This is a genomic window from Legionella nigrisilvae, from assembly GCF_977063395.2.
Map to the genome: position 1 here is coordinate 125102 of NZ_CDRUGZ020000038.1, position 21165 is coordinate 146266.

Genomic DNA, 21165 nt, shown 5'->3' on the forward strand with positions numbered 1-21165 from the left:
TGGCTATTCCTATGAAAACCTCGGAACTATTAGAAATAGCGAAAGAAGCCTGCGCTTATGCTAGGGAACATATAAAACAAGGAGAGACCACACCGCGGATTAAGTTTTATAAGAAGAATGCTGCATTATTGGATAACGATTTAACCTCCGTAAGAAAAGAAGAACTGAAAAATAAATATGCAGAGCGGTATAACCAACGTAAAAGCTCCGGATATTATGAAAGCTCTATTTTCCATAACTTACAGTATTTGGATAGATTAGCTCTTGCAAATGAAGTAGCTGATATACGGAAACAAGCGGATGAGTTATGGATGGCTTTTTGCGCCTTTAAAGGGGTGGAGGAAGACTCTACACGCGGTCAATCAATTAGAAGGCATTGTTTAGAACTCTGTGTTTTAGAGAAAAAAATAGGCAATTGCGGGGAGTTTGCCACTTTGGCCTTTCACTATATCCAAAAAATGTATCCTGAACAACTTGAGGAAATGAATCTCACTGTCCTTGGTGTTAACATCAATAGACATGTGGTGGTCAGTCTGGGGAAAGATGAAGATCGAGTGATATGTGATCCTACGTTAAATCTTGTTTTTGAATTAAATAAAGAGCCTGAAAAGTTACATAGCTTTAGTCAATCTCGCGGCAAAAACACTTATTATCCGTACAATCCCGAGTTTGATACGCTTAATCCTTTAGTCACTTATTCCCCAGAAGGAATGCTTTCTCGGGAAGAGATAGAGGAATTAAACCAATTCAAAATAGGACAAAGTCAAGCTGTAAGTCCATCATCTACTCTAGGAAAAAATTGAGTTTGTAGCTAGCAATGTCGCCTGGTTGTCTCCAACCAGGGCAATTTATCTATTTAAATATGAGTACTTTGTGACTTTAAATACCACATAGGGTGTTGCTGGGTACGTCCTTTTCAAGCATCAGCTCCACATTAGGATAGCTAGTTAAGAAATTTATACCTGCATCAATCTCATTTAGTTGTTTATCCCCTATAAATCGTGCATCTACATAAACACTATAGGCAGCAATGGTTAAAACAAGTGTCGACAAGAGGGCCATCCCTATTCCTAAAAGAGCAATACCTAAGGGTCCAGTTACTGCAGCAGCCCCAAATAAAACAACACCCAGAGCAGCTGCCGAAGTCACAATTGAATTCGCGAACACGTTGCATCCAGAAAAACACTTTTCTAGATTCTTATGTTCTTCAACCTCATCTTTTAATAATGAAAATTTATTGTTCAATACATTAGAATGCTGACTTCCATCGAAGGAAGGATTGGATATTGCTTCTTTAATCACCTCCTGAATGAGCTCATCCATCGAGTCAATTTGTTGAGCCTCGGTAACTTTTTTTAACTCCTCAAGACTTGATATCATGCGAGAAGCATGCTTCTTTAAGTTCAATAAAGCTTTGTATCGAGTTCGTTCCCAATTCAAAGTATCGGTGTCACCAAGCTTGTCTTGAATTGCTTTTTCAAGGGTTGTTGGAAAAAAACGCGGAAAATATATTTTGGAATAAAAAAACATAATTTAATTAGATGATTAACATTTTGGCATTATAGAAACTTAATGTGAGTTTTCAAGTATAATTAACTTAACCTCTCCGGAAACTCCGGTTTACATTTTCCAGATGATTTGCAAAATACTCTGTTGGCCTTTAGCACGGAAAATGCACCCTGTAACCCAGGAATTTGCGTGAAAGCCCAGGTTACGTCAAATCAAGGTAAGGCAAAATGCCAATTCATGGCTTTAGACAAGCCTTCAAGCATGATTTCACCACGAATACTGTTGCCCTTAGCATTTACTCGTGGACTTAATACTACAATCCCAGCTTTCCCAGGAACAACCGCAATGGTATAGCCCGATACCCCGCTTTTAGCCGGCATTCCGGTTTTAACCATATGGGTTCCTGTCTCATCATAGAGTCCACACGTTGCCATAATTGCCAAAGTAATTTTAGCGGTTTCGGTGGAAATGATTTGCTCCCCGTTGTCAGGATTTCGTCCTGCATTGGCTAATAGAGTAGGTAGAAAAAGCATCTGCTCTAACTTAGCTTCATAGGAACATAGGGCAAAATATAAATCCAAAGTTTCATGAACATCTGCTTTAAGGTTATTCCTACTCTTTAATAAATAAGCGAGTGCACGATTGCGATTACCAGTACGTTTTTCAGAAGCAAAAACTAAAGGATTAATACTCAGGCGTTGATTAAATAATTTTTGCGTCCAATGTTCTAACCATCCAAATTGTTGCTCGCCCTTGCCTGGAATTTGAGAACATAAAGTAATTGCCCCTGCATTCAGCATTGGATTTGAGGGTTTAGGTCCAAATTGTTCTAAGCGGGTAATCGAAGCAAAATCATCCCCAGAGGGCTCAACTTTAACCCATTCGAACACCTGTTCATCGCCAAACTCTTCAAGTAACCCAATCAAAGGGATCATCTTAGAGGTACTTTGCAATGTCACCGGATTTAAAAGGTTATTACTGTATGAAAGAGGATCCCCTCCCAAAGGTTGGACAGCAATCGCGGTTAAATCTGCATCCACATTAGCAAGTTCAGGAATATAATCTGCTGTCTTACCTTCTTGATTCAACTCAGCGGCACGAACTAAATCCTCTAGCAAATTGATAGTAAGCAATGATGACATAAGATCCTTAGACTCAAAAAGCAGCATTATGATAAATTTAGCACATTAAAACAAATAAATTTGCAATACGAATTAATTTGGAGAAGCCCATAATGATCTGTTTATGCTAAAATCAAAATTTATATTAAACCTCTTTTGTAAAGATTGAAGATCATGAACATCGATAAAATCACTTGTCCTATTTGTGGGAAACAAAATACCTGGCGTCCGGATAACCAGTTCAAACCTTTTTGCTCACATCGATGTAAGCTTATTGACTTGGGTGAATGGGCTAGTGAAACAAGAAAAATTTCTGGTCCCCCAATTGATCCAGACCTCATTGTGGATGCTCATAATGGTGAAGACTAATAGTTTTTCTTAATTCAATAGAACTCAAAGATCCTTATTTAATTGATTTTTGTTTTAGTTGGTCTTCGGTAGGCAACTTGATTTCTTGAACTAGGCCAATACATGAGAGTAAATATATTAATATATAAGATAGATCTATCTGCCATTTTTTTAGCCCATGTCTGGCGGAGCTTGGAAAAGCATGATGTCCATTATGCCAACCCTCGCCATAAGCAAGAATCGCCAAAAGCCAATTATTTTTACTGTTGTCCTGCGTTTTAAAATCTTTTCTTCCCCAAATGTGACAAACTGAATTAATGGACCAGGTAACATGCTGTTGGAAACAGATTCTGACAAATCCACAAACAATAACCCCTTCCCAGAACGAATACCAATTCATGTACAACAATCCATTGATAATTCCGGGAACAATTATCCCACTCAGGGCAATAAGGCCATAGTGTTTGTTTATAAACAATAAATCGCGATCGCGAAGCAAATCGCCTAAATAATATCGCCAGTTCTCTAGGGTGTGGTCCACCATCCATCCCATATGGGCGTGATAAAAACCATATAGCCACCCTTTCTTTGTCGAAAGAGGTGAATGCGGATCAAACTGCGTTTCTGTATATTTATGATGTCTTCGGTGAGCGGCTATCCAAAAGAATGGAGGACCTTCATAAGCCATGCAACCAAAACAAGCAAACACAATCTTCACCCATCGCTTTGTTTTGAATGAATGATGCGTTAACAAACGGTGAAAACCGATCGTAATTCCTAAAACAGTACAACTGTAACAAATCAAAAATAATACTAATGTACCCATACTGATATTAAATAACATCCCTGAAATAATACTATAGAGGGTCACTAATAAAGGGATCCCAATGATGGCTCTACTGTATCGCTTTTCCGAACTGGTTAAACCACGATACAAATGCAATTCGGTCTGATTCATAACTACTTTTTATAGAAGACTGTTAAGTCACTCCAGAGTGGTTTTTTATAAATATAGGTAATGAATTTCCACAATTCAACCAAATAGAGCGATATTTATACACAAATCTCCGATCATACGAGGTACTCCAATTCCTGGACTCAATAGTTTGGTGCCCTCCTTCTATCAAAAAAACCATCAAAATCTGACTATTTTTTGAACATTTATAAAAAACGACTACACTCATAAAATATGAGAAAACAATGATAGAGATGAGTTGTATTTTGTATTTGTAACTATTTGGTTGTGAAATGAACGCAAGGAAAAAAATCGAAAATATGGTTGAGCTGTTCAAAGAACGGGCTTTCGCAAACCCATCAGCTCCCTTATATTACTTTTCAACAACGGGGCTGTTTGAAAACAGTGAACAATATACTTACGGGGAACTTCAACAAAAAATTTATTCTATAGCGGCATTGATTCAACAATATGCTAAACCTGGAGACCGTGTGTTGTTGATCTTTACGCCCGGCATTGATTATATAGTCACTTTATGGGCTTGCTTATTTTCTGGTGTACTTGCAGTACCCGCATACCCTCCATTTGATAAAAGTACTGTTGAAAAATTACAAGCAATTATTAACAACTCGAAACCATCTATTATCCTATCCAACACAGAAATAACCCAAAAAATTAAAAAATTGGGATTTATAAAAAATCTTGCCTCTATTCCTTTAATTCAAAAATTTGTGAGTAAATTTTCTACAAAAATAGACCATCTAATGGAATGGGATTTTCAAAATTTCCGCTGGGTTGACATCAATAAGGCTACCATTGCAATGGCTGATTTATATAAACCTTTATCATTTAAAGGTTCCGATATGTGTTATTTACAGTATACCTCGGGCTCAACCGCTTTGCCTAAAGGTGTCATCGTACGACATGGAAACCTATTGGATAATTTGAGCTTAGTTTATGAAACTATAGGAAAAACAAGCAAAGAACGGATGGTTTCCTGGTTACCCCCATATCATGATATGGGATTAATCGGCAATTTATTGTTCCCTGTATATACAGACTTTAGCATTTTTATGATGTCCCCTATTTCATTTCTTAAGCATCCTTACCTATGGTTAAAAGCCATTTCTGATTTTAAGGCCAATATCAGTGGGGGGCCCAATTTTGCGTATGAAATCTGCGAAAAAAGGATCAATGAACAATTTATCGAACCTAATTTTCAATTAGATTCATGGAGAGTGGCATACAACGGAGCAGAATATATTAATCATAAAACTTTAAATAATTTTTATAACAAATTTAGTCAATATGGATTTCAAAAAAAATCTTTTTATCCAATTTATGGGTTGGCTGAGTCAACCGTATTTGTTAGTGGCCACAAAAATGGGCATGAGCATCCGCAATTTTTGAATATAGAAATGGATTCCTTACATCAAAATAAGGTAGTGCTTGCTGATGAAGCGAATAATAATACACAAAGCGTTCTTGTGGGATGTGGTAAACCCATGGTCCCTGTAGTGATCGTATCTAAACCTCCTTTTAGAAGATGTGCCGAAGGTGAAATTGGAGAAATTTGGTTGTGTGGTCCGAGTGTTACCTCAGGCTATTGGGAAAATGAGCAGGCAACCAAGGAATCATTTCATGCAGATATCGATTCAGATACTACCAAATTCCTTAGAACGGGTGACTTAGGATTTTTATATAAAGATAATTTATTTATTACCGGAAGAATAAAAGAACTTATTATAATCAATGGTAAGAATCACTATCCCTATGACATTGAAATACACCTTGGATCTTCAGATTCACGTTTGAAAACGGGTTGTATCGCTGCATTTTCTGTTAACATGGATAATTCGGAGCAATTGGCTATTGTAGCCGAAGTCAGACAACTGTTCCCTAATAATGAACTTGAAGACATTGTCAACACAATAAAATCAAATATTAGTTCAAGCTTTGGCTTAAGCCCTCAGTTCATTGCCTTATTACCTCCTAAAAAAATTCCTAAAACTACTAGTGGTAAATTGAGAAGAAACATCATTAAAAAATTAGTGACTGATAATGAGTTAACCCCCCTTTTTGTATGGCAATCTGGAACTAAAGACTATGATAAGTAAAGAACACCTTACCGTTTGCAAAATCGAAGATTATTTACAAAGTAGTATTGCAAACATTTTAAATCAACCTAAAGAAAATATTGATACAACATCCGCTTTAATCAATTTTGGGTTTGATTCTTTGCACGTCCAACAATTCATTGCCAATATTGAAGATGGCTTACAAATTACAGTCGACAATGATTTAATCATTAATTTCGAAAATATTAGAGAGCTTGCCGGCTATTTACTAGAATGCATTAATGAACAAGCAAAACCCGATTTGAGCAGTTTTTTTGATACCAAACTCAAGAGCATAGAAAAAATTAATGGGAATTATACCGAGTTTAAAGCATACCCCCCTTATCTGCAGCTGAAGAAGTTACAAGCAAACCTCGGTAATACTATTTTTTTTGATGCACAACAAGGAGTTTCCAATAGTACATGCATTATTAATGGAAAAGAATACATTAATTTTACCTCTTATAACTATTTGGGTCTGGCCTCTCATCCAGAGGTTATTGCAGCAAGCTGTGAAGCAATTAAAACTTATGGTACCTCTGTTTCTGCAAGCCGGCTTGTCTCTGGACAAAAAGTAATTCATCAAGAATTGGAGGCTGAATTAGCGAAGCTGTTGGGAGTTGAAGATGCAATCGTATTTACGAGTGGCCATGCTACCAATGTTATGACCATTGCTCATCTCTATGGACCGGATGATTTAATATTGCATGATGAACTGGCCCATAACAGTCTGGTCTTAGGTGCAGTTTATTCTCGAGCCACACGCATTGCTTTTCCGCACAACGATTGGCAGGCTATTGATACTATTTTAACTAAAGATCGGGATTTTTATAAAAGAGTTTTAATTGTTGTCGAAGGTGTTTATAGCATGGATGGTGATATCGCGAAACTCAACGAACTCATTAGCATAAAAAACCGTCATGGTGCCTGGCTCATGGTAGACGAAGCGCATTCCATGGGCGTTCTTGGAAAAACCGGCAAGGGTATTAGTGAGCATTATGGCATTAATTCCACGGATGTAGAAATATGGATGGGAACTTTAAGTAAATCTTTTGCAAGTTGTGGGGGCTATATTGCAGGTAAAAAAGAGTTAATTGAATACTTAAAATATACCTGTCCTGGGTTTGTATTTACCGTAGGATTACCTCCAGCCAATACCGCTGCTTCTTTAGCCTCAATAAAAATCATGGAAAGAGAACCCGAGCGAATTAAGCGATTAAATGAGTTGAGTCAGTTGGCAAGAGAGACCGCAATTCAATATGGTTTCGATATAGGATTAAATGAGAGTACACCAATTTTACCCATTATTTTGGGAGACTCGAAAAAATGCATCACTACCTCAAAACAATGTTTTCAACAAGGATTGAATGTTAAACCCATTATATATCCTGCAGTTCCTGAAAATTCAGCTCGATTACGATTTTTTATTACCGCTACTCATACACCAGAACAAATTCTAAAATCGTTAGAAATTTTATCCCAATCAATTTGACGATAAAATAGTCTATCGAATTTAGGTCCATTATTTTAAATTCCCTTCGCGATGAACAAAACCTTTGGGGTAAATCCGTACTTTAATAATTTTTGAAGGCGTTGCTTTTTCAATTTTGGCATTAAATTCTGGGAATTCAATGCTTTCCCCTTCTTTAGGTAAGTACCCTAGTCGATGAAGGAATAATCCATTTAAAATATCAATTTCATCTTCTACATCAATCTCTTGATTAATTGCTTGTTCTAAAAAATAAATCGAACAATTCCCTGAAGCAGAGATGCTTCCATCCTCATTTAAGACCCAATCCACTTTAGTACGATGAAATTCATCTTTAATACGGCCAAGCATTACTTGAAGCAAATTATCAAGAGTGACAAAGCCCAGAATGCTTCCTTTGCCGCTGTACACCACAGCAAAATGAGACATTCCTTCACGAAATTTGTTTAATAAATCTAAAGCAGGTACACGACGGGATATTTTAATAACGGGTCTAAGTAGTGAGTGCAACTCTTTGATTTCGCCATGCTGATAGAAAATGGGCAGTAAATCTTTTACATGAATAATACCGATCACCTCTTTTTTATCTGGATCATAAACCGGATATCGACTGTAACGATGCTGCATGATCACATCGATAATGTGTTGTATGGGCTTATTTAGGTTAATCATAATCATTTCTTCACTAGATCGCATAACTTCAGTGACCTTAAGGTCGGCTAAATCAAGAGTATGTTCAATAATTTCGACTTCTTCTTCAGTAAGCTCACCATGTAAATGACTGGCGCCCAAGAGCAATTTGATTTCCTCGGTGGAATGAAAATATTCTGTATGATGAACTTCATCTAATTTAAAAACTTTTAAAAGAAAATTAGAGCAGTTATTAAGTATCCATATAGCCGGATACATTATCCAATAAAAGCCATATAAAGGAAGGGCCGTCCATACCGATACTCGTTCTGATTGACGAACTGCAAGGGATTTAGGCATTAACTCTCCCACCACTATATGGAGAAAGGAAATAAATGAAAACGCCACAAAAAAAGCAATTACTGTAATTAATCGCGGGGAATCTATGCCAATAAAAAGTAGAACAGGCTTTAGTAATTCAGCAAAAGCAGGTTCACCTACCCATCCCAATCCAAGAGATGCGATAGTGATTCCGAGCTGGCATGCAGATAAATAGGCATCAAGATGTTTATGAATATGAACTAAAATAGTTCCTCGCAAACCATAATTATCCTTGATTGCCTCGACGCGAGTAGCACGAAGTTTTACCATACCGAATTCGGCAGCAACAAAAAATGCATTGAGTAAAACCAACAGGAATGCCAACAAAACCTGTACTAAGTGAATCACTTATAGTTCCTTACCGAAAAGCTAGGGGTTTTTATCCTTTTTAAGGGACTCTTTCCATGCTTGCTCTTCAGACTCGGTTGAAAAAATTTCTGTGTCTGATTTTTTCGACAAATCTTCCGCTACTTTTTTATGCTTAGGAACAGGCATGCCACGCGGTTCATTTCGAACTTTATTGACTCGTTCGACTGCATGTGGCTGGGGATTCAAATAGTTTTTCATATAAGTCCTTTCTAAAGTTTCACTATAAATATAAGTATAGACCTCTCCACTAAAGTGAGCATATGAGTTGAAAAGGTCAGAATTTGCATGAATTTACCAAATGGAGCAAATCTTAGCCTTGGCCTGCACCGTGGAACCGAGAGAAATGGGTGCTAAACCAGGTTCCACTGCTCTTCCCAGCGCAGATTATTAATGGGTTCTTGGTGCTCGGCTATTGTAAGTTGCAACCCGGGCTCCCCACTCCAACAAATTTTTATTGCAATCATCTTTGTCTAAAATGACCTCAATAAAGCATAAAGCGTCAGTTTTTTTTGTTTCTTCAATTGCATCAAGAAGCGTTTGATGGGTAGGGGCCCTAAACGCACGAGCGTTTACTTGCTCGCCATTAAATACCTCTACTAAATCTGCGTACCGCCAATTATTAATCACATTATAGGGACCATCATGAATTTGAACTTCAATCGTATACGAAGCATTATTCATTAGAAAAATTATCGGTTTATATCCATAACGAATGATCGTTGAGAGCTCTTGGGCACTCATTTGAAAAGATCCATCGCCAATCAAAGCAATTACGCGCTTTTTATTATGAAGTGCTGCTTGCATGCCCAGAAGCGCACCAACAGACCACCCAATAGATCCGTATTGCATTTGGATTTCGAATGGGCAGCCTTCGGGTAGATTCAGCCGCATGCCATTAAACCATGAGTCGCCAGTCTCTGCTAACACCCCATAATCGCTATTTAATAGCTTTTGAATTTGCCCAAATAGAAATCGAGTGGTTAGTGGTGAATTCAAATCATCAGGTTCATTGTATAAAGGGGGAGAACCGGCGATTCGTTTATATGCTTTAAGAGAGGCGTCATTGAATTTTAATTGATCCTTTAAACCGGATAAAAACTCATTCATATACACATCGGTATAGACCTTTCCTGCGATTGAAACACTGCCATCTGCAATAACAATAATCTTTTTTGGCTGGATATTACATACATGGCCTACCGTTGTATAATCATTAAAATTAGGTCCTATAAAGAAATACAGGTCACTTGATTCTACAATTTCTCCACATCCCGGTGAGCTCACTGGCCCCCAATAAATACCAATGTAATTGGGATGCTGTTCTGAAACAAAACCTTTAGCATCAGGCATTGCCGCTAAGGCATAACCACAGGATTGACTTAAAGCTTCGATCATCGCTGTTGCTTCGCAAGGACGAGATTTACTGCCGGCGATAAGTACAGGTTTCACCGCGGCGTTGAGTTTAGCAGCCGCATCTTCAATTGCAGCAGCAAGGGATGAAGTATCGCTAAATCGTTTCACATTCAGTGCCCGTTGCGTGGGTGGCGAAACACTAAGCCCTGCAATATTACAAGCGATTTCAATATATACGGGTTTTTTCTTTGCAAGTGCAATCGCCAGCGCGGTATCAATTTGCATGGGCGCATCACTGGGTCTGTGGATAAACACACTATGTGCGGTAATTTTCGCAAAGATTTCGCGAACATAGCTGTAATTTTCGGTGGCCAGAGTATGATGTAAAATTTCCGCATCTTGCACGGAGTTTGTATTCGGCCCTCCTGAAATAACGATAATGGGCAGATTCTCAGCATAAGCACCAGCAACAGCATTGACCGCACTTAAGCCCCCTACACTAAAGGTAACCAGCAGAGCTGAAACACCTTTTATACGTGCATACCCATCCGCTGCATAACCTGCATTCAACTCATTACAACAGTTGATCATTTTTAGTGATTCGTTTTTTAATAGCTCATCCAATAAGCCCAAATTATAGTCACCAGGAATAGCGAAATAATCAGTCATACCTAATTCATGGAGGCGTTGTGCGAGATAAGTACCTACAGTAGCCATAAGGAATCCTTTTCTTAAAATACTGCTAGAGCGTTAAATTTATTATGGCAGCGGACTACTCTTTCTTCAAGAATTACCTTGAACGCGCAGTGGTAATCCGAAAGTGATACCGTAGTTAGCTTTTTAAATGCTCCACAAAATAATCCCAAATTCTACGCCAAACATAAGGGTGCATAAAATACAAACCATGGTTTGCATTAGGAACTAATAACATATCAAAATTTTTATCTGCCTTAATCAATGCATCAACAAATTGCAGCATATTGGAGGGATGAACATTATCATCTAAATCACCATGGATCAGAAATAATTTACCTTTAAGTTGGTCCGCAAGGGAATAATTTGATTGCAAGGTATAGTCTACATCGTGCGGAAGGCCATGATATCGCTCCCCCCAAAATGCTAAATAACTCCGTAAATCCTGTAATCCGGAAACACAGACTCCCACGCGATAAAAATCAGGATAATCCAATAACGCTCGAGTCGCCGCATATCCCCCTGCTGATTGACCTAAAATACCTACTCGATTTAGATCAATATAAGAGCAATGCTTTGCGAGGCATTTAATAACTGCAACATGATCTTCTAATCCTCCTGCAGTTTCTAAATGTTGATAGGAATATTCATGGAATTTTTTTGAACGCAAGGGCGTTCCTCGGCCATCGATGTTGACCACGATAAAACCTAATTCTGCTATGCTTTGTGGCCACCAACAGCCATAAAAATATTCAGGAGGATCATAACAATATGTTTTAGGAACTCGCGTTAATTGCGGTCCTGGATAAATATCATCAATTATAGGATAGGTGTTCTTCGGATCAAAATCAGTAGGGAAATAAATAAGACCATGAATATCGGTTTCTCCATCCGCGCCTTTTAGACAAAAAGGCTCAGGGTGTTTATATCCTAAGGAAAAAAGCTGTGAAAAATCAGCCTTTTCTAATGTATCGATTTCTTGGCCATTTTTATCGCGTAATTTTGTGATTGGTAGGGACTCCATAGAAGAATAATAATCAACAAAATATTCTTGAGTAGGTGAGAAAACAATCGAATGGTCTGCAGTTTCAGGTGTCATCAATTGCACCTCACTTCCATCCAAACGAGCACGATATAAATAACGGAAGTAGGGATCACTTCCAGGCTCTTTTCCATTACCCAAAAAATAAACCCATCGATGTTTCTCATCAACATGGAACACTTTACGAACCGTCCAGGTACCTTGCGTGATCGGATTTTTTATTTCTCCCGTTCGTAAATCGTGTAAATAAAGATGCGCCCAACCTTGATGAGTGGATAACCAAATAAACTCATTCGACGGCTCCAGAATTCGCGTGTAATTCTGCCACAAAATTAATTGACTAGGCTCGACATACTCTTTGGCTTTTTCGGTAAAAATAACGCGCAACTTTTGGGAGCCCACATTGAATTCACATAAAGAAAGTTGATGATTACCTCGCTCTTCTTTTAAAAAAAAGATTTTTGTACTATCCGCACTCCACCAGACATAGCCTGCTTCGATTGGAGAACCCACCAAGGCTGGCATCAGGGGAGGCATGTCAATTTCATTTACCTTTTTTTCCTGGACATCAATCCAACATAATTTAATTTCCGGAATGAATTCATCACCTAAAAAAGGAATATGTGCCTCATGTACTTGAGGGCGAAAAGAACCATCTTCAGGCACATGTTGTAATAATGCCAATTTTTTTACATGTCCTTGTTTGCATTGGAAGCTTACAATTTTTTTTGAATCAGGAGACCAAATAGCCATAGGAGGGAGTTCGGTTTGCATACGACGCAAGGTAAGTGAACTTAAATTAGTATCCGGGGAAACTCCATAAGCATTCGTTGCAGTACCTTCGGTCGTAAGTTGATATTCTTTATTTTCCTTAAATGAAAAAAGAAATAGATTATGCTGTTTACAGTATAAATCCCAACATGCATCGGGTGAGCGAACTCTAGGAACAATGAGAGTGGGTAAAAGTCCCCATAGCTCCATGATTGTGGGACATCGAGGCATCGCCGCCGGTTTTTCTGCCTGGGAAATCTGCGAGAGCACCTGCGTTGTTCGTTCATATTTAAAAATAAATTGCTCAATGTGCAAGTACAAAATGTGTTCCTCGACACATTCGATTTGGTTGATTGGCAAGGCAACAGCTTGTACTTCTCGATTTAATAGTTCCGCAATTTGTTTTGCCAGGGCTGAATGATCAAAAGCGAGTTCCTTAATCCTAGTTTGTAGATTAAAAATAAAATACTCATAACCTTCAGTGGTATCATGACGATAACAAATATATTTATCCTGCGGCGACCAGGCAATTGCAGGTTGGAGATTTTTTATCAAACTCACAACATTTTGTGGAAGAAATTTTTTTGCACGCTCATAACGCTTTTCCCAATCTTTTTCCATAATCACGCCTGTTATTTTTGACCTTGTTGCATTTGGATGATCATCTCGTTTAAATCACTATACACCCAAGCTTCAGTAATTTGATGATTAGTATCTAAGCGAAAAATAGTAATGCCACTATAAAATACAGGGCTTCCTGTGGCGGGAATTCCAGAAAATTCAGCTTTATGGGTACCCTGACCGTGCCAGCGAGCCACAACTTTATCTTCACTCACTATTAAATCATCAATGGAATGCATCAGATCTGGAAAAGCATGGAACCATTGAAGTAATGCTTCCTTAAATTCTTGCAAATTCGCCGCTTGATCGTAACTAAAATGAATTAAGGTCTTTGCTGAAAAGAGCTCATCTGCTAAGGCTGCCTTTTGCTGGTTCCACATCTCATCAAAAACTCTTCGCACTGTTTTTTCAATTGTTATTGCAGTCTTGTTCATTTCTGTTTTTCCCTAATCTATAAGATTCATTAAATCCAAGGGTTCTGCTGGATTGTGAATAATTACATTATAGTGTACTTCATTGCGATTTTTATGGTGCAGACTTGCTGAGCCCCGTAGTTGCCGCAAGTGCACTCACCGTAGTTAATCCTAGAGCCAATGCAGGTTTAAAAAAAACAAAATGATTTGATTTTTTTTCTACTTCTTCCTTAGGTTCTTGAAGCATTGTGGGACCGTATGGCGGGCTTGCATTCACAATCATTCCTTTACGTGCTTTGATTGCTACTTTAGAAAAAGGAATATTGTCCTTTTTGGCTTCCATTACGTAATCACCGGGTGGGACATTGATGAAAGCAACTCCGCCATCTAGTGAAGTCGATTTCAATTTGTGAATAAATGGATTTGTTTTGTGAACTATAGGAAAAATACCAAAATAAAAGGTTTCTGCATTAACTTTTGGCGTTAGAGTAACGGTTACTCCTTCCACTCCTTGCGGGATATCATCCATCGTGGTATTGGGTGGGGTAACTGTTGCAGCGATTTGGCATGCGTGCGGATCTTCAGTTTTCCACATCGCGTAAGATAGGAATTGATAAGCCATGTTTGAAGGCACTTGGAAGGAAATATTTTTTAAAAAATTCTCATTATTTATTCCTTCGGGGGGAACGATTAGAGTTGCTGTTTGTATGGTTTTATATCCAGTCCAAAAAGATCCAGGTTTCTCAAAAACTAAGGTGATCGGCTCTCCAACCGGCCATTCAAAGGGGCCAAATCTTCCTGAAGAGTCAGTTTTTAATGCTAATTGCTCATTTTCAAGAACTGTAATTGTTGCATCTGCGATGGGCCAACCGGATATAAATGAACGAGCAAATCCAGATACCAATGCTGTTTTCATAATAATTCCTTTTAATCAATTGAATGGAAATCCTAATTCAATATGCATCAGGTTAACAAGCCCGATTTTATTTAAATTGTTAATGCCTATCGGGCTCCATGACTGTACCTTTTATCTTTGTTTAATTGTGTAATGCATTATGTTCCCATTCAACAGGTTCCAATTGATTTCCCATCGCCCCTGTTCCCCCAACAGATCGTTCAAGAAGTTCCTCCGGATGAGATTCTCCCCCGGCAGTCAGAGACCTAGCCTCAGTGGAGAAAAACATTTTTTTATGCACCAAAGAACTTACATGCCGCCAGGATGATCTTCGTGTTTTCTTAAGAGTAGCTTGATCAAACGAAGACGATTGCTGCATTAAGCCCTTTATTTTAGCCTGATACAATTCTGGACTGAGAGGTTCCATTAGTTTTTGTTTGACATAGAAGGTCCTATTTACCTCGATGATCCGTTCAACCGTTTTTCCAAGCTGCTCAATCAACTGGTCCAATTTTTCGTGTTCTTCTTTTAATTTGAGCTGCGCGGTGGAGAACTCCCCAACTTCGTTCAATTCCTTAACCGCTTTACCCATACTTTTTATACGAGTACTGAAATAGGAGATTAAACGATTTGCCAATTGAATCGGGGGATGAAGTTGTCCTTTAAAAAGAACGGATGGAATTAAATTATCGTTTAAAAAATTAGTGTTCAATTCCTCCAAAATGGACTGACAATCTTCACTTGAGTCATCCAGATTAATCACATCAGTTTTTCTTGGTTGAATTCTAAGAGAAGCTAAATATAAGTCGTCCTCACTGGCTTCAGGATTATTATTTATAAAAACTATGAGATCCGTAATATTGCTGCTGTATTTATTGTTTAATAAAGTCTTAAGTTCGAGTATTCTCATTAAGATTGCGCCCACGGTTTCAAACTGGCCCAAAGGATAAGGATTTCCATCACGAGCAAAGGTAACATCAGTCAAAATCATACCTAAAAAAGGCAGGGTAGTTCGATAAAGTCGATAGACTTCACGCATCCATTTTGAATTCGCTTCCTTACTAACTATTTGCTCTAGTTCAGCAAGTGTTCTTCTTTCTTTGGATGACAAAAGTTCGAATGAATGGGACAGGCGTATAATATTAGAATTATTCAATACGCTGCAAATTAAGATCAGATTATTTAAATCAGGGTATTTTTCACCATCTAAAAGACAAAGCTCATGAGCCAATTCCAGCATGAATTGTAGAGCATTTTTAATATTATCATGGGGCTGACTTAATATTTTTTTTACAAAATAGGAGCTTAACCTATTAAAAAATTGAGTTACCTGTTTAATATGCGGCACATTATTTTCATATTCTGCTTTGGTCCAATCGCTTCCGAATTCTTTTATAAGAACTTTTTGGTAGAAACTGATCGTAAACAGGCGCATTTCTTGAGCAATTAGTTTTAACTCATACTCTCGTTCGCCTTTTTTAAAATCTAATGCTCGATTCACGAGCTGATCAAAAGAATTTTGTGAGATGTGACATTCTGTAAGCCAGTTGGTGATTATTTGGTAATTAATTAATGCCGGATCCTTGAACACATCCGAATTACATTCGATCAATCCTTCAAAAAGAGAGTTTATGTGAAATCCCAACAAACCTAAGCCTATTTCCTCATCAACATTAGATTTCAAAAAGAATTTCATTTGTAAAAAAAACGAGGAATTAGATCTAAGTCCTTCAATACATTGATAGGAAAATAATTGCCAAACAACATAATTGGCTACTAGCTTCTGATGATAATCGAGGTCCTTGTATAATCGTCTTAAGTTAATCAGAATGGGTACCAAATCATAAACACTTAACAAACCCAAAGTTCTATGGGCGATTCGTTCAAAGTCAAATTCGCGTATTGACTCTGGTGTCTCCTTGCAGGCTGTTAACAAGTTTAGGGAGTTAATAAGCGATTCTTCTTCGGAAACTTCTATTTCTTTTTCCTCAGGAAGCATTAAATTATGGCTGAGTAACAAAGAAGAAAAGTCTTTAAATAATTTGTAATTTCTGTTTTGAATTTGTTTATATCGCGTGTTTACAGCCAAATGCGAAGAAGAAAGAAGATTCAGAAGTACCTCTTGAACGGTATCAGCTGAAAACTCAGTTAAATCGAGAGCATCACTTAAATGATATTTACAAAGTAGCTTACTCACTTGTTCAAATAGTTCTTGATAAGAAGAGTCTTTAGTTTGATGTGCCGCAAGTAAATCCTTGAAATAAGGGGTTAACGAATACGGTTCTGCAGGCTTACTAGCAAAAACTTCTGTGCTACCTTGCTCCTCCATTAACTCAAAATTGAGTGTCCGCAAGTTGATTTCTTGTAATTTATATAAGGGACTGGAAGAGTCGTAACTCTCTGGAGAAGCTAAACTATCCGAGGAAGCACTCCTGGAAGACATCAAAGGAAATGATTCATGAAAACTATCAAGAGAACTAGAGTCAGCACTACTTGGACGCTTGCGTAAATCGAGCAATTGAATTTTTGACAAATCAATATTAAGTATTGCCTGTCTTAGCGCAGGATTTTCAACAGCCAATTCCGGGGCTGTTTTCATATCTCCATTTTTAATTGAACGCTTCGTTTGCTTATGATTAAGAAAAATTTGCACCGCCCAAAGCTGATTGAAAAGAACCGCATCATGAAAAGGGGTATTTTTATTGCTATTTTGGCTGTTAACCATTTCAGGGAAATGCTTCAGCACAATATTCAAGACATCTTGATTTCCTTCTCCATCCCTAACAGCTAAATGTAAAATGGTGTTCCCTAACCGATCCGATTTTTGCGCAACTTCTTTTCGATGCTCATCGGATAACAATTTATCAAGAACCTTCGCTTTGTTTTTTAATACTAAAAGATGAAAAATGTTGCGCTCAAAAATGTAGGTTTTTTCAATTAATTGAGGCTTTTTACTAAACCATGAATCTAATTTTTTGAAGAGCAATTCTTGATCGTCTTCCTTAGAAATTAAATTTAGTATTTTTTTTGCTTTCATTTTTGCACATCCTGTTTATCTACATACGACCTGACCGATTTAAAATGTCCCAATTTTAACCTTTATTAGTGAGATTGATAGATGCATCAGTCAGTTTTTTTTAGATAAAGCCATGTCCTATTCTGTTAAAAAAATAAGATTGGATCAAAAGAATGGGGGGCAAACAGTTTAATTGACACATTGCAGAAAAACGTTGAATCTGAGTTATAAAATATGCTTAATGTATTGGTCTTTTTTCATTTTAAATATAATTCGGAACGAAATCGCAATGACCCCTATTAAAAAAATAATTTTCTTCTTCTTATATTTGTTTTTAACTATCAACTCCTATAGCCAATCACAAGAAAATGAGCAAAAAATTCTTGTGAGTTACACTTATTTAGGCGAGTTTTCTAAAGAGATGGCGCAAATGGCATTAAAAAAATCGCCGCCGCTTAATGTACTTGAAGCCAAATACGATGTAACTCTTTATAAAATCAACTACAACACTCCCGCCCCGAATGGTTCTACCACTACCGCTTCTGGTTTGGTTGCTGTACCCAGTGTAGCCGGTACTCTGGGAATCGTCAGCTATCAGCATGGAACGCGTTTCAATCATGAGGACGCACCTTCGAGGGTGAAGGAAGGTGATGCAATATATCCGGCTCTATTTTCCAGTCATGGCGGTTATCTGACCGTTATGCCAGATTACCTGGGTTTCGGAGACAATGAGTTAGCACTTCATCCTTATGTACAATATGAAACCCTGGCCAGTTGCAGTATAAATATGCTATTAGCTGCCAAGGAGCTTACTAAAATAATAAAGATTGATCTCAATGACCAGCTGTATATTGGTGGCTACTCAGAGGGCGGATTTTCTTCTTTAGTACTGTTTGAATCCCTTGCCACCCAGTATCCTGATATCCCAATTACTGCAGTTGCTTTAGGTTCGGCCCCTTATGACTGGAATGAAACAATGCAATTTATTATGCGCGATCCGGGGCCTCGAGCAACCGCATATTTAGCCTATTTTTTCTATTCACTACAAACCTATAAAAACTATTGGGCTGATTTAAATCAGCTATTTGTTTCTCCTTATAACAGTATGATCCCAGAGCTTTTTGATGGACATCATTCTACTAAAGAAATAATCAATGCTTTGCCGCAAAATCCCGCATTAATTTTTCAAACCGAATTTTTTGAGGCCATTTTAAATCATACTGAAAACAATTCTGAAACCTTGAAGGACTATTTCAATCATTATAGTTTTTCCCCATCCGCACCTTTATTGCTCGTGGGCACCAAGGGGGATCGGGATGTTCCTTATCATGGAGCAGAAATAGCCTATGAACAGTTTAGAAAAACGGGGCGTAATGTATTTATTCATTCAGTAAGTGACACACTTGACCATCGAGATGCAGGGCCCTATGTCTTTTATGAAATGCTTCAATTTTTTAAACGATATCATCCTAAATAAGAGCAAGATGAAATCGATACCCAAAGAATTCTCCTGCTCCAGTGGGGAGAAGAATGTTTCCCTCCTTTTTCTGGACTGCGGGAGGGAAACCTACTTATTCGTTAATTTCTTCCCGCCATAACCCCACCATCAACATTAACAATTTCTCCAGTGATCCAGCTGGATTTATCGGATAGCAGGAATTCAATAGTGTTTGCAACATCGGTGGCCTTCCCTATTCTACCAATAGGGTGAAAGCTATTAAAATCTTGCAGCGAGACTTCAATTTGATCTTCGGCAATGAAAGACTTATAAATAGGTGTTACGACCACTGCAGGTGCTACCGCATTCACTCGGATATTGTACTCTGCCAGCTCCATAGCTAAATGCTGGGTTAGTGAATGAAGACCTGCTTTTTGCATCGAATAGGCTGAGGAGGGAGTAGCCTTGATGGCTTGATTTGCCCACATGGATCCAATGTTAACGATTGCGCCGCCGCCCTCTTGTTTCATTTTTTTTGCAACGGCCTGCGTAATAAAGAAAAATGCTTTGTTGAGGTTTACTTGTAGATCATAATCCTCTTCTTTGTGGTCTAAAAAACTTATGGGTTTAAAATATCCCGCCGCATTAATGAGATATTTTATTTTGCGCGTCTCATTTTTTATGTTCATAACCAATTGTGCAACCCGCGCCTTATCATAAAGATCAATAACGAACTCTTCGACTTTAACGCCCATCCGTCTTATTTGATTGGCAGCATGGTGCAACTTGTGCTCATCCCTTCCCGTGATGAGTAAATCAAGATCACTACTTGCGGCAAGCTTTTTTGCTGTTTCCAATCCCATACCACTAGAACCACCTATAATAAGGGCTAAATTATGATGTACCATGTCCTTCACCTTTTAGTTAATAAAAATCTGTTCCGCGGAGTATGGGAGATATATAATCCTAAAAAAAGTAGGTACTTAGTGGTACAGTAGGTACTTATTGGTATACTTTATTGAATTACTTGAAGAACACATTGAAAGAAAAAAAACCTTTAAAAACAGCAAATATGGTTGAGACAATTTACGGTTGCAAGTGGTCTCTTACCATTTATTCTCTTTTGCGAGATGGAATCAACCGTCCCGGGGAAATGGTTCGCTGTGTCGAAGGTCTCACCACTAAGGTTTTAAATCAATGCCTTAGAAAAAATCTTGAATTTGGTATCCTTGGCAAAACAACGTTCCACGAACTTCCCCCCAGGGTTGAGTATTTCGTTACCCCATTTGGAGAAAAATTTCTAAAGATTCTCGATGAAATCGAAGCACTCAATCGTTCGCTTGAACCTTAGCGAGCCCTCCTATGAACCCTAATTATTTTAAGGTACAGGAAAGCAGACCATTATCCAGTTGCAGTTCATTGCCGCCAGAATCCGTCATAAATTGGCCAATATAAGCTTGTTTTTGTTTATTAAATTGTGCTGAAAAGAAAATCCGTGGGCGATCTTTCTCATCCTGATCCATAGCGACGAGCAGTAAATTATCCGTTCGCAGGCTGAATCGGGTGACATTCACTGGGTAATCAAAATCAATTTTGGGTAAATCTCCGATTTTATTAGGGGCTAAAAAAGAGAGAGCATCTTCTATTCCTTGCATATGACAGACAACTGTCTTTTGCGCGGCAGACGCCACACCGAAGCCAACCAGAATCAGTAGCAATGATAAACTCAGACGTTTCATTAAAAATGAACTCCTATCCTGCAAAACCTTCTCCTTGAGAATAAATAATAACTTAATCGGTATTACTTCTCCAGTGACGTGTCAGGGATATTAATCGTTTGTCCATTTTCTTTGTTGTCATAAATTCTCGCTTAAAGATATTAGTTCTTATGAAGCTCCGGCGGAGGGGACGACACCTTAAACCGAAAAAATTTATTTGCAATGGTTATAATTTGCCAACCGTATCTGTAACCTGGAGTAGCAAATACGGTTGATTCAGAGTATT

The 21165-nt window shown here is 38.0% G+C and carries 18 protein-coding genes; 6 read left to right on the top strand and 12 right to left on the bottom strand.

Going from position 1 to position 21165, the window contains the following annotated elements; translation table 11 throughout:
- Positions 1-11 precede the first annotated feature (11 nt).
- Positions 12-803, top strand: a complete 792-nt coding sequence (locus ACWTE2_RS22910; RefSeq protein ID WP_454784540.1) for a hypothetical protein — start codon at positions 12-14, stop codon at positions 801-803.
- Between the two features lie 76 nt (positions 804-879).
- Here the strand turns inward: ACWTE2_RS22910 and ACWTE2_RS22915 are convergent, their stop codons facing one another.
- Positions 880-1530, bottom strand: coding sequence for a hypothetical protein (locus ACWTE2_RS22915; protein WP_454784541.1), 651 nt, complete (start codon positions 1528-1530; stop codon positions 880-882).
- A 191-nt stretch (positions 1531-1721) separates the two neighbouring features.
- Positions 1722-2651 carry a glutaminase A gene (glsA, locus tag ACWTE2_RS22920; protein WP_454784542.1) on the bottom strand — a complete coding sequence of 310 codons (930 nt, stop codon included), beginning with the start codon at positions 2649-2651 and terminating at the stop codon, positions 1722-1724.
- Positions 2652-2801: 150 nt separating this feature from the next.
- On the opposite strand from glsA, the gene ACWTE2_RS22925 reads away from it, so the two are divergent.
- Positions 2802-2999, top strand: a complete 198-nt coding sequence (locus tag ACWTE2_RS22925) for a DNA gyrase inhibitor YacG (RefSeq protein WP_454785014.1) — start codon at positions 2802-2804, stop codon at positions 2997-2999.
- Positions 3000-3033: 34 nt separating this feature from the next.
- Here the strand turns inward: ACWTE2_RS22925 and ACWTE2_RS22930 are convergent, their stop codons facing one another.
- The gene (locus ACWTE2_RS22930) at positions 3034-3936 is read right to left on the bottom strand and encodes an acyl-CoA desaturase (protein WP_454784543.1); all 903 of its coding nucleotides are present in this window, start codon (positions 3934-3936) and stop codon (positions 3034-3036) included.
- Positions 3937-4226: 290 nt separating this feature from the next.
- Between ACWTE2_RS22930 and ACWTE2_RS22935 the strand changes: the two genes are divergently transcribed.
- Positions 4227-6050: a fatty acyl-AMP ligase gene (locus ACWTE2_RS22935; protein ID WP_454784544.1), complete on the top strand. Its 1824-nt coding sequence runs from the start codon at positions 4227-4229 to the stop codon at positions 6048-6050.
- Complete coding sequence (locus tag ACWTE2_RS22940; RefSeq protein ID WP_454784545.1) at positions 6040-7542, top strand: aminotransferase class I/II-fold pyridoxal phosphate-dependent enzyme; 1503 nt, start codon at positions 6040-6042, stop codon at positions 7540-7542. The genes ACWTE2_RS22935 and ACWTE2_RS22940 overlap by 11 nt, the downstream gene beginning before the upstream one ends.
- Positions 7543-7572: 30 nt before the next feature.
- Here the strand turns inward: ACWTE2_RS22940 and ACWTE2_RS22945 are convergent, their stop codons facing one another.
- The 7 genes from ACWTE2_RS22945 to ACWTE2_RS22975 form a co-directional block, all read right to left on the bottom strand.
- Positions 7573-8898: a hemolysin family protein gene (locus ACWTE2_RS22945; protein ID WP_454784546.1), complete on the bottom strand. Its 1326-nt coding sequence runs from the start codon at positions 8896-8898 to the stop codon at positions 7573-7575.
- 21 nt (positions 8899-8919) lie between these two features.
- Entirely contained in the window at positions 8920-9117 is a 198-nt protein-coding gene (locus ACWTE2_RS22950) for a hypothetical protein (protein ID WP_454784547.1), read from the bottom strand.
- 189 nt (positions 9118-9306) lie between these two features.
- The gene (locus tag ACWTE2_RS22955; protein ID WP_454784548.1) at positions 9307-10989 is read right to left on the bottom strand and encodes a thiamine pyrophosphate-binding protein; all 1683 of its coding nucleotides are present in this window, start codon (positions 10987-10989) and stop codon (positions 9307-9309) included.
- Positions 10990-11104: 115 nt separating this feature from the next.
- The gene (locus tag ACWTE2_RS22960; RefSeq protein WP_454784549.1) at positions 11105-13399 is read right to left on the bottom strand and encodes a S9 family peptidase; all 2295 of its coding nucleotides are present in this window, start codon (positions 13397-13399) and stop codon (positions 11105-11107) included.
- A gap of 11 nt (positions 13400-13410) precedes the next feature.
- Positions 13411-13833, bottom strand: coding sequence for an ester cyclase (locus ACWTE2_RS22965; protein ID WP_454784550.1), 423 nt, complete (start codon positions 13831-13833; stop codon positions 13411-13413).
- A 91-nt stretch (positions 13834-13924) separates the two neighbouring features.
- On the bottom strand, positions 13925-14728 hold the full coding sequence (locus tag ACWTE2_RS22970) for a carboxypeptidase regulatory-like domain-containing protein (RefSeq protein ID WP_454784551.1): 804 nt from the start codon (positions 14726-14728) through the stop codon (positions 13925-13927).
- A gap of 121 nt (positions 14729-14849) precedes the next feature.
- On the bottom strand, positions 14850-17744 hold the full coding sequence (locus tag ACWTE2_RS22975; RefSeq protein ID WP_454784552.1) for a RasGEF domain-containing protein: 2895 nt from the start codon (positions 17742-17744) through the stop codon (positions 14850-14852).
- Positions 17745-18012: 268 nt separating this feature from the next.
- Here ACWTE2_RS22975 and ACWTE2_RS22980 point away from each other — a divergent pair, with 268 nt between their 5' ends.
- Entirely contained in the window at positions 18013-19200 is a 1188-nt protein-coding gene (locus ACWTE2_RS22980) for an alpha/beta hydrolase family protein (RefSeq protein WP_454784553.1), read from the top strand.
- A 101-nt stretch (positions 19201-19301) separates the two neighbouring features.
- On the opposite strand, the gene ACWTE2_RS22985 is transcribed toward ACWTE2_RS22980, so the two are convergent.
- Positions 19302-20069 carry an SDR family NAD(P)-dependent oxidoreductase gene (locus tag ACWTE2_RS22985; RefSeq protein WP_182391801.1) on the bottom strand — a complete coding sequence of 256 codons (768 nt, stop codon included), beginning with the start codon at positions 20067-20069 and terminating at the stop codon, positions 19302-19304.
- 164 nt (positions 20070-20233) lie between these two features.
- Here ACWTE2_RS22985 and ACWTE2_RS22990 point away from each other — a divergent pair, with 164 nt between their 5' ends.
- Positions 20234-20512, top strand: a complete 279-nt coding sequence (locus ACWTE2_RS22990; protein ID WP_454785015.1) for a winged helix-turn-helix transcriptional regulator — start codon at positions 20234-20236, stop codon at positions 20510-20512.
- 22 nt (positions 20513-20534) lie between these two features.
- Here the strand turns inward: ACWTE2_RS22990 and ACWTE2_RS22995 are convergent, their stop codons facing one another.
- Positions 20535-20900 carry a hypothetical protein gene (locus tag ACWTE2_RS22995; RefSeq protein ID WP_454784554.1) on the bottom strand — a complete coding sequence of 122 codons (366 nt, stop codon included), beginning with the start codon at positions 20898-20900 and terminating at the stop codon, positions 20535-20537.
- Positions 20901-21165 lie beyond the last annotated feature (265 nt).

Bases quoted from the DNA above. Each gene is read 5' to 3' on its own strand.
- ACWTE2_RS22940 (WP_454784545.1), top strand. From the start codon at position 6,040: ATGATAAGTAAAGAACACCTTACCGTTTGCAAAATCGAAGATTATTTA.
- ACWTE2_RS22985 (WP_182391801.1), bottom strand. From the start codon at position 20,069: ATGGTACATCATAATTTAGCCCTTATTATAGGTGGTTCTAGTGGTATG.
- ACWTE2_RS22995 (WP_454784554.1), bottom strand. From the start codon at position 20,900: ATGAAACGTCTGAGTTTATCATTGCTACTGATTCTGGTTGGCTTCGGT.
- ACWTE2_RS22935 (WP_454784544.1), top strand. From the start codon at position 4,227: ATGAACGCAAGGAAAAAAATCGAAAATATGGTTGAGCTGTTCAAAGAA.
- ACWTE2_RS22990 (WP_454785015.1), top strand. From the start codon at position 20,234: ATGGTTGAGACAATTTACGGTTGCAAGTGGTCTCTTACCATTTATTCT.
- ACWTE2_RS22970 (WP_454784551.1), bottom strand. From the start codon at position 14,728: ATGAAAACAGCATTGGTATCTGGATTTGCTCGTTCATTTATATCCGGT.
- ACWTE2_RS22915 (WP_454784541.1), bottom strand. From the start codon at position 1,530: ATGTTTTTTTATTCCAAAATATATTTTCCGCGTTTTTTTCCAACAACC.
- ACWTE2_RS22910 (WP_454784540.1), top strand. From the start codon at position 12: ATGAAAACCTCGGAACTATTAGAAATAGCGAAAGAAGCCTGCGCTTAT.
- ACWTE2_RS22960 (WP_454784549.1), bottom strand. From the start codon at position 13,399: ATGGAAAAAGATTGGGAAAAGCGTTATGAGCGTGCAAAAAAATTTCTT.
- ACWTE2_RS22950 (WP_454784547.1), bottom strand. From the start codon at position 9,117: ATGAAAAACTATTTGAATCCCCAGCCACATGCAGTCGAACGAGTCAAT.
- glsA (WP_454784542.1), bottom strand. From the start codon at position 2,651: ATGTCATCATTGCTTACTATCAATTTGCTAGAGGATTTAGTTCGTGCC.
- ACWTE2_RS22930 (WP_454784543.1), bottom strand. From the start codon at position 3,936: ATGAATCAGACCGAATTGCATTTGTATCGTGGTTTAACCAGTTCGGAA.
- ACWTE2_RS22980 (WP_454784553.1), top strand. From the start codon at position 18,013: ATGACCCCTATTAAAAAAATAATTTTCTTCTTCTTATATTTGTTTTTA.
- ACWTE2_RS22955 (WP_454784548.1), bottom strand. From the start codon at position 10,989: ATGGCTACTGTAGGTACTTATCTCGCACAACGCCTCCATGAATTAGGT.
- ACWTE2_RS22965 (WP_454784550.1), bottom strand. From the start codon at position 13,833: ATGAACAAGACTGCAATAACAATTGAAAAAACAGTGCGAAGAGTTTTT.
- ACWTE2_RS22975 (WP_454784552.1), bottom strand. From the start codon at position 17,744: ATGAAAGCAAAAAAAATACTAAATTTAATTTCTAAGGAAGACGATCAA.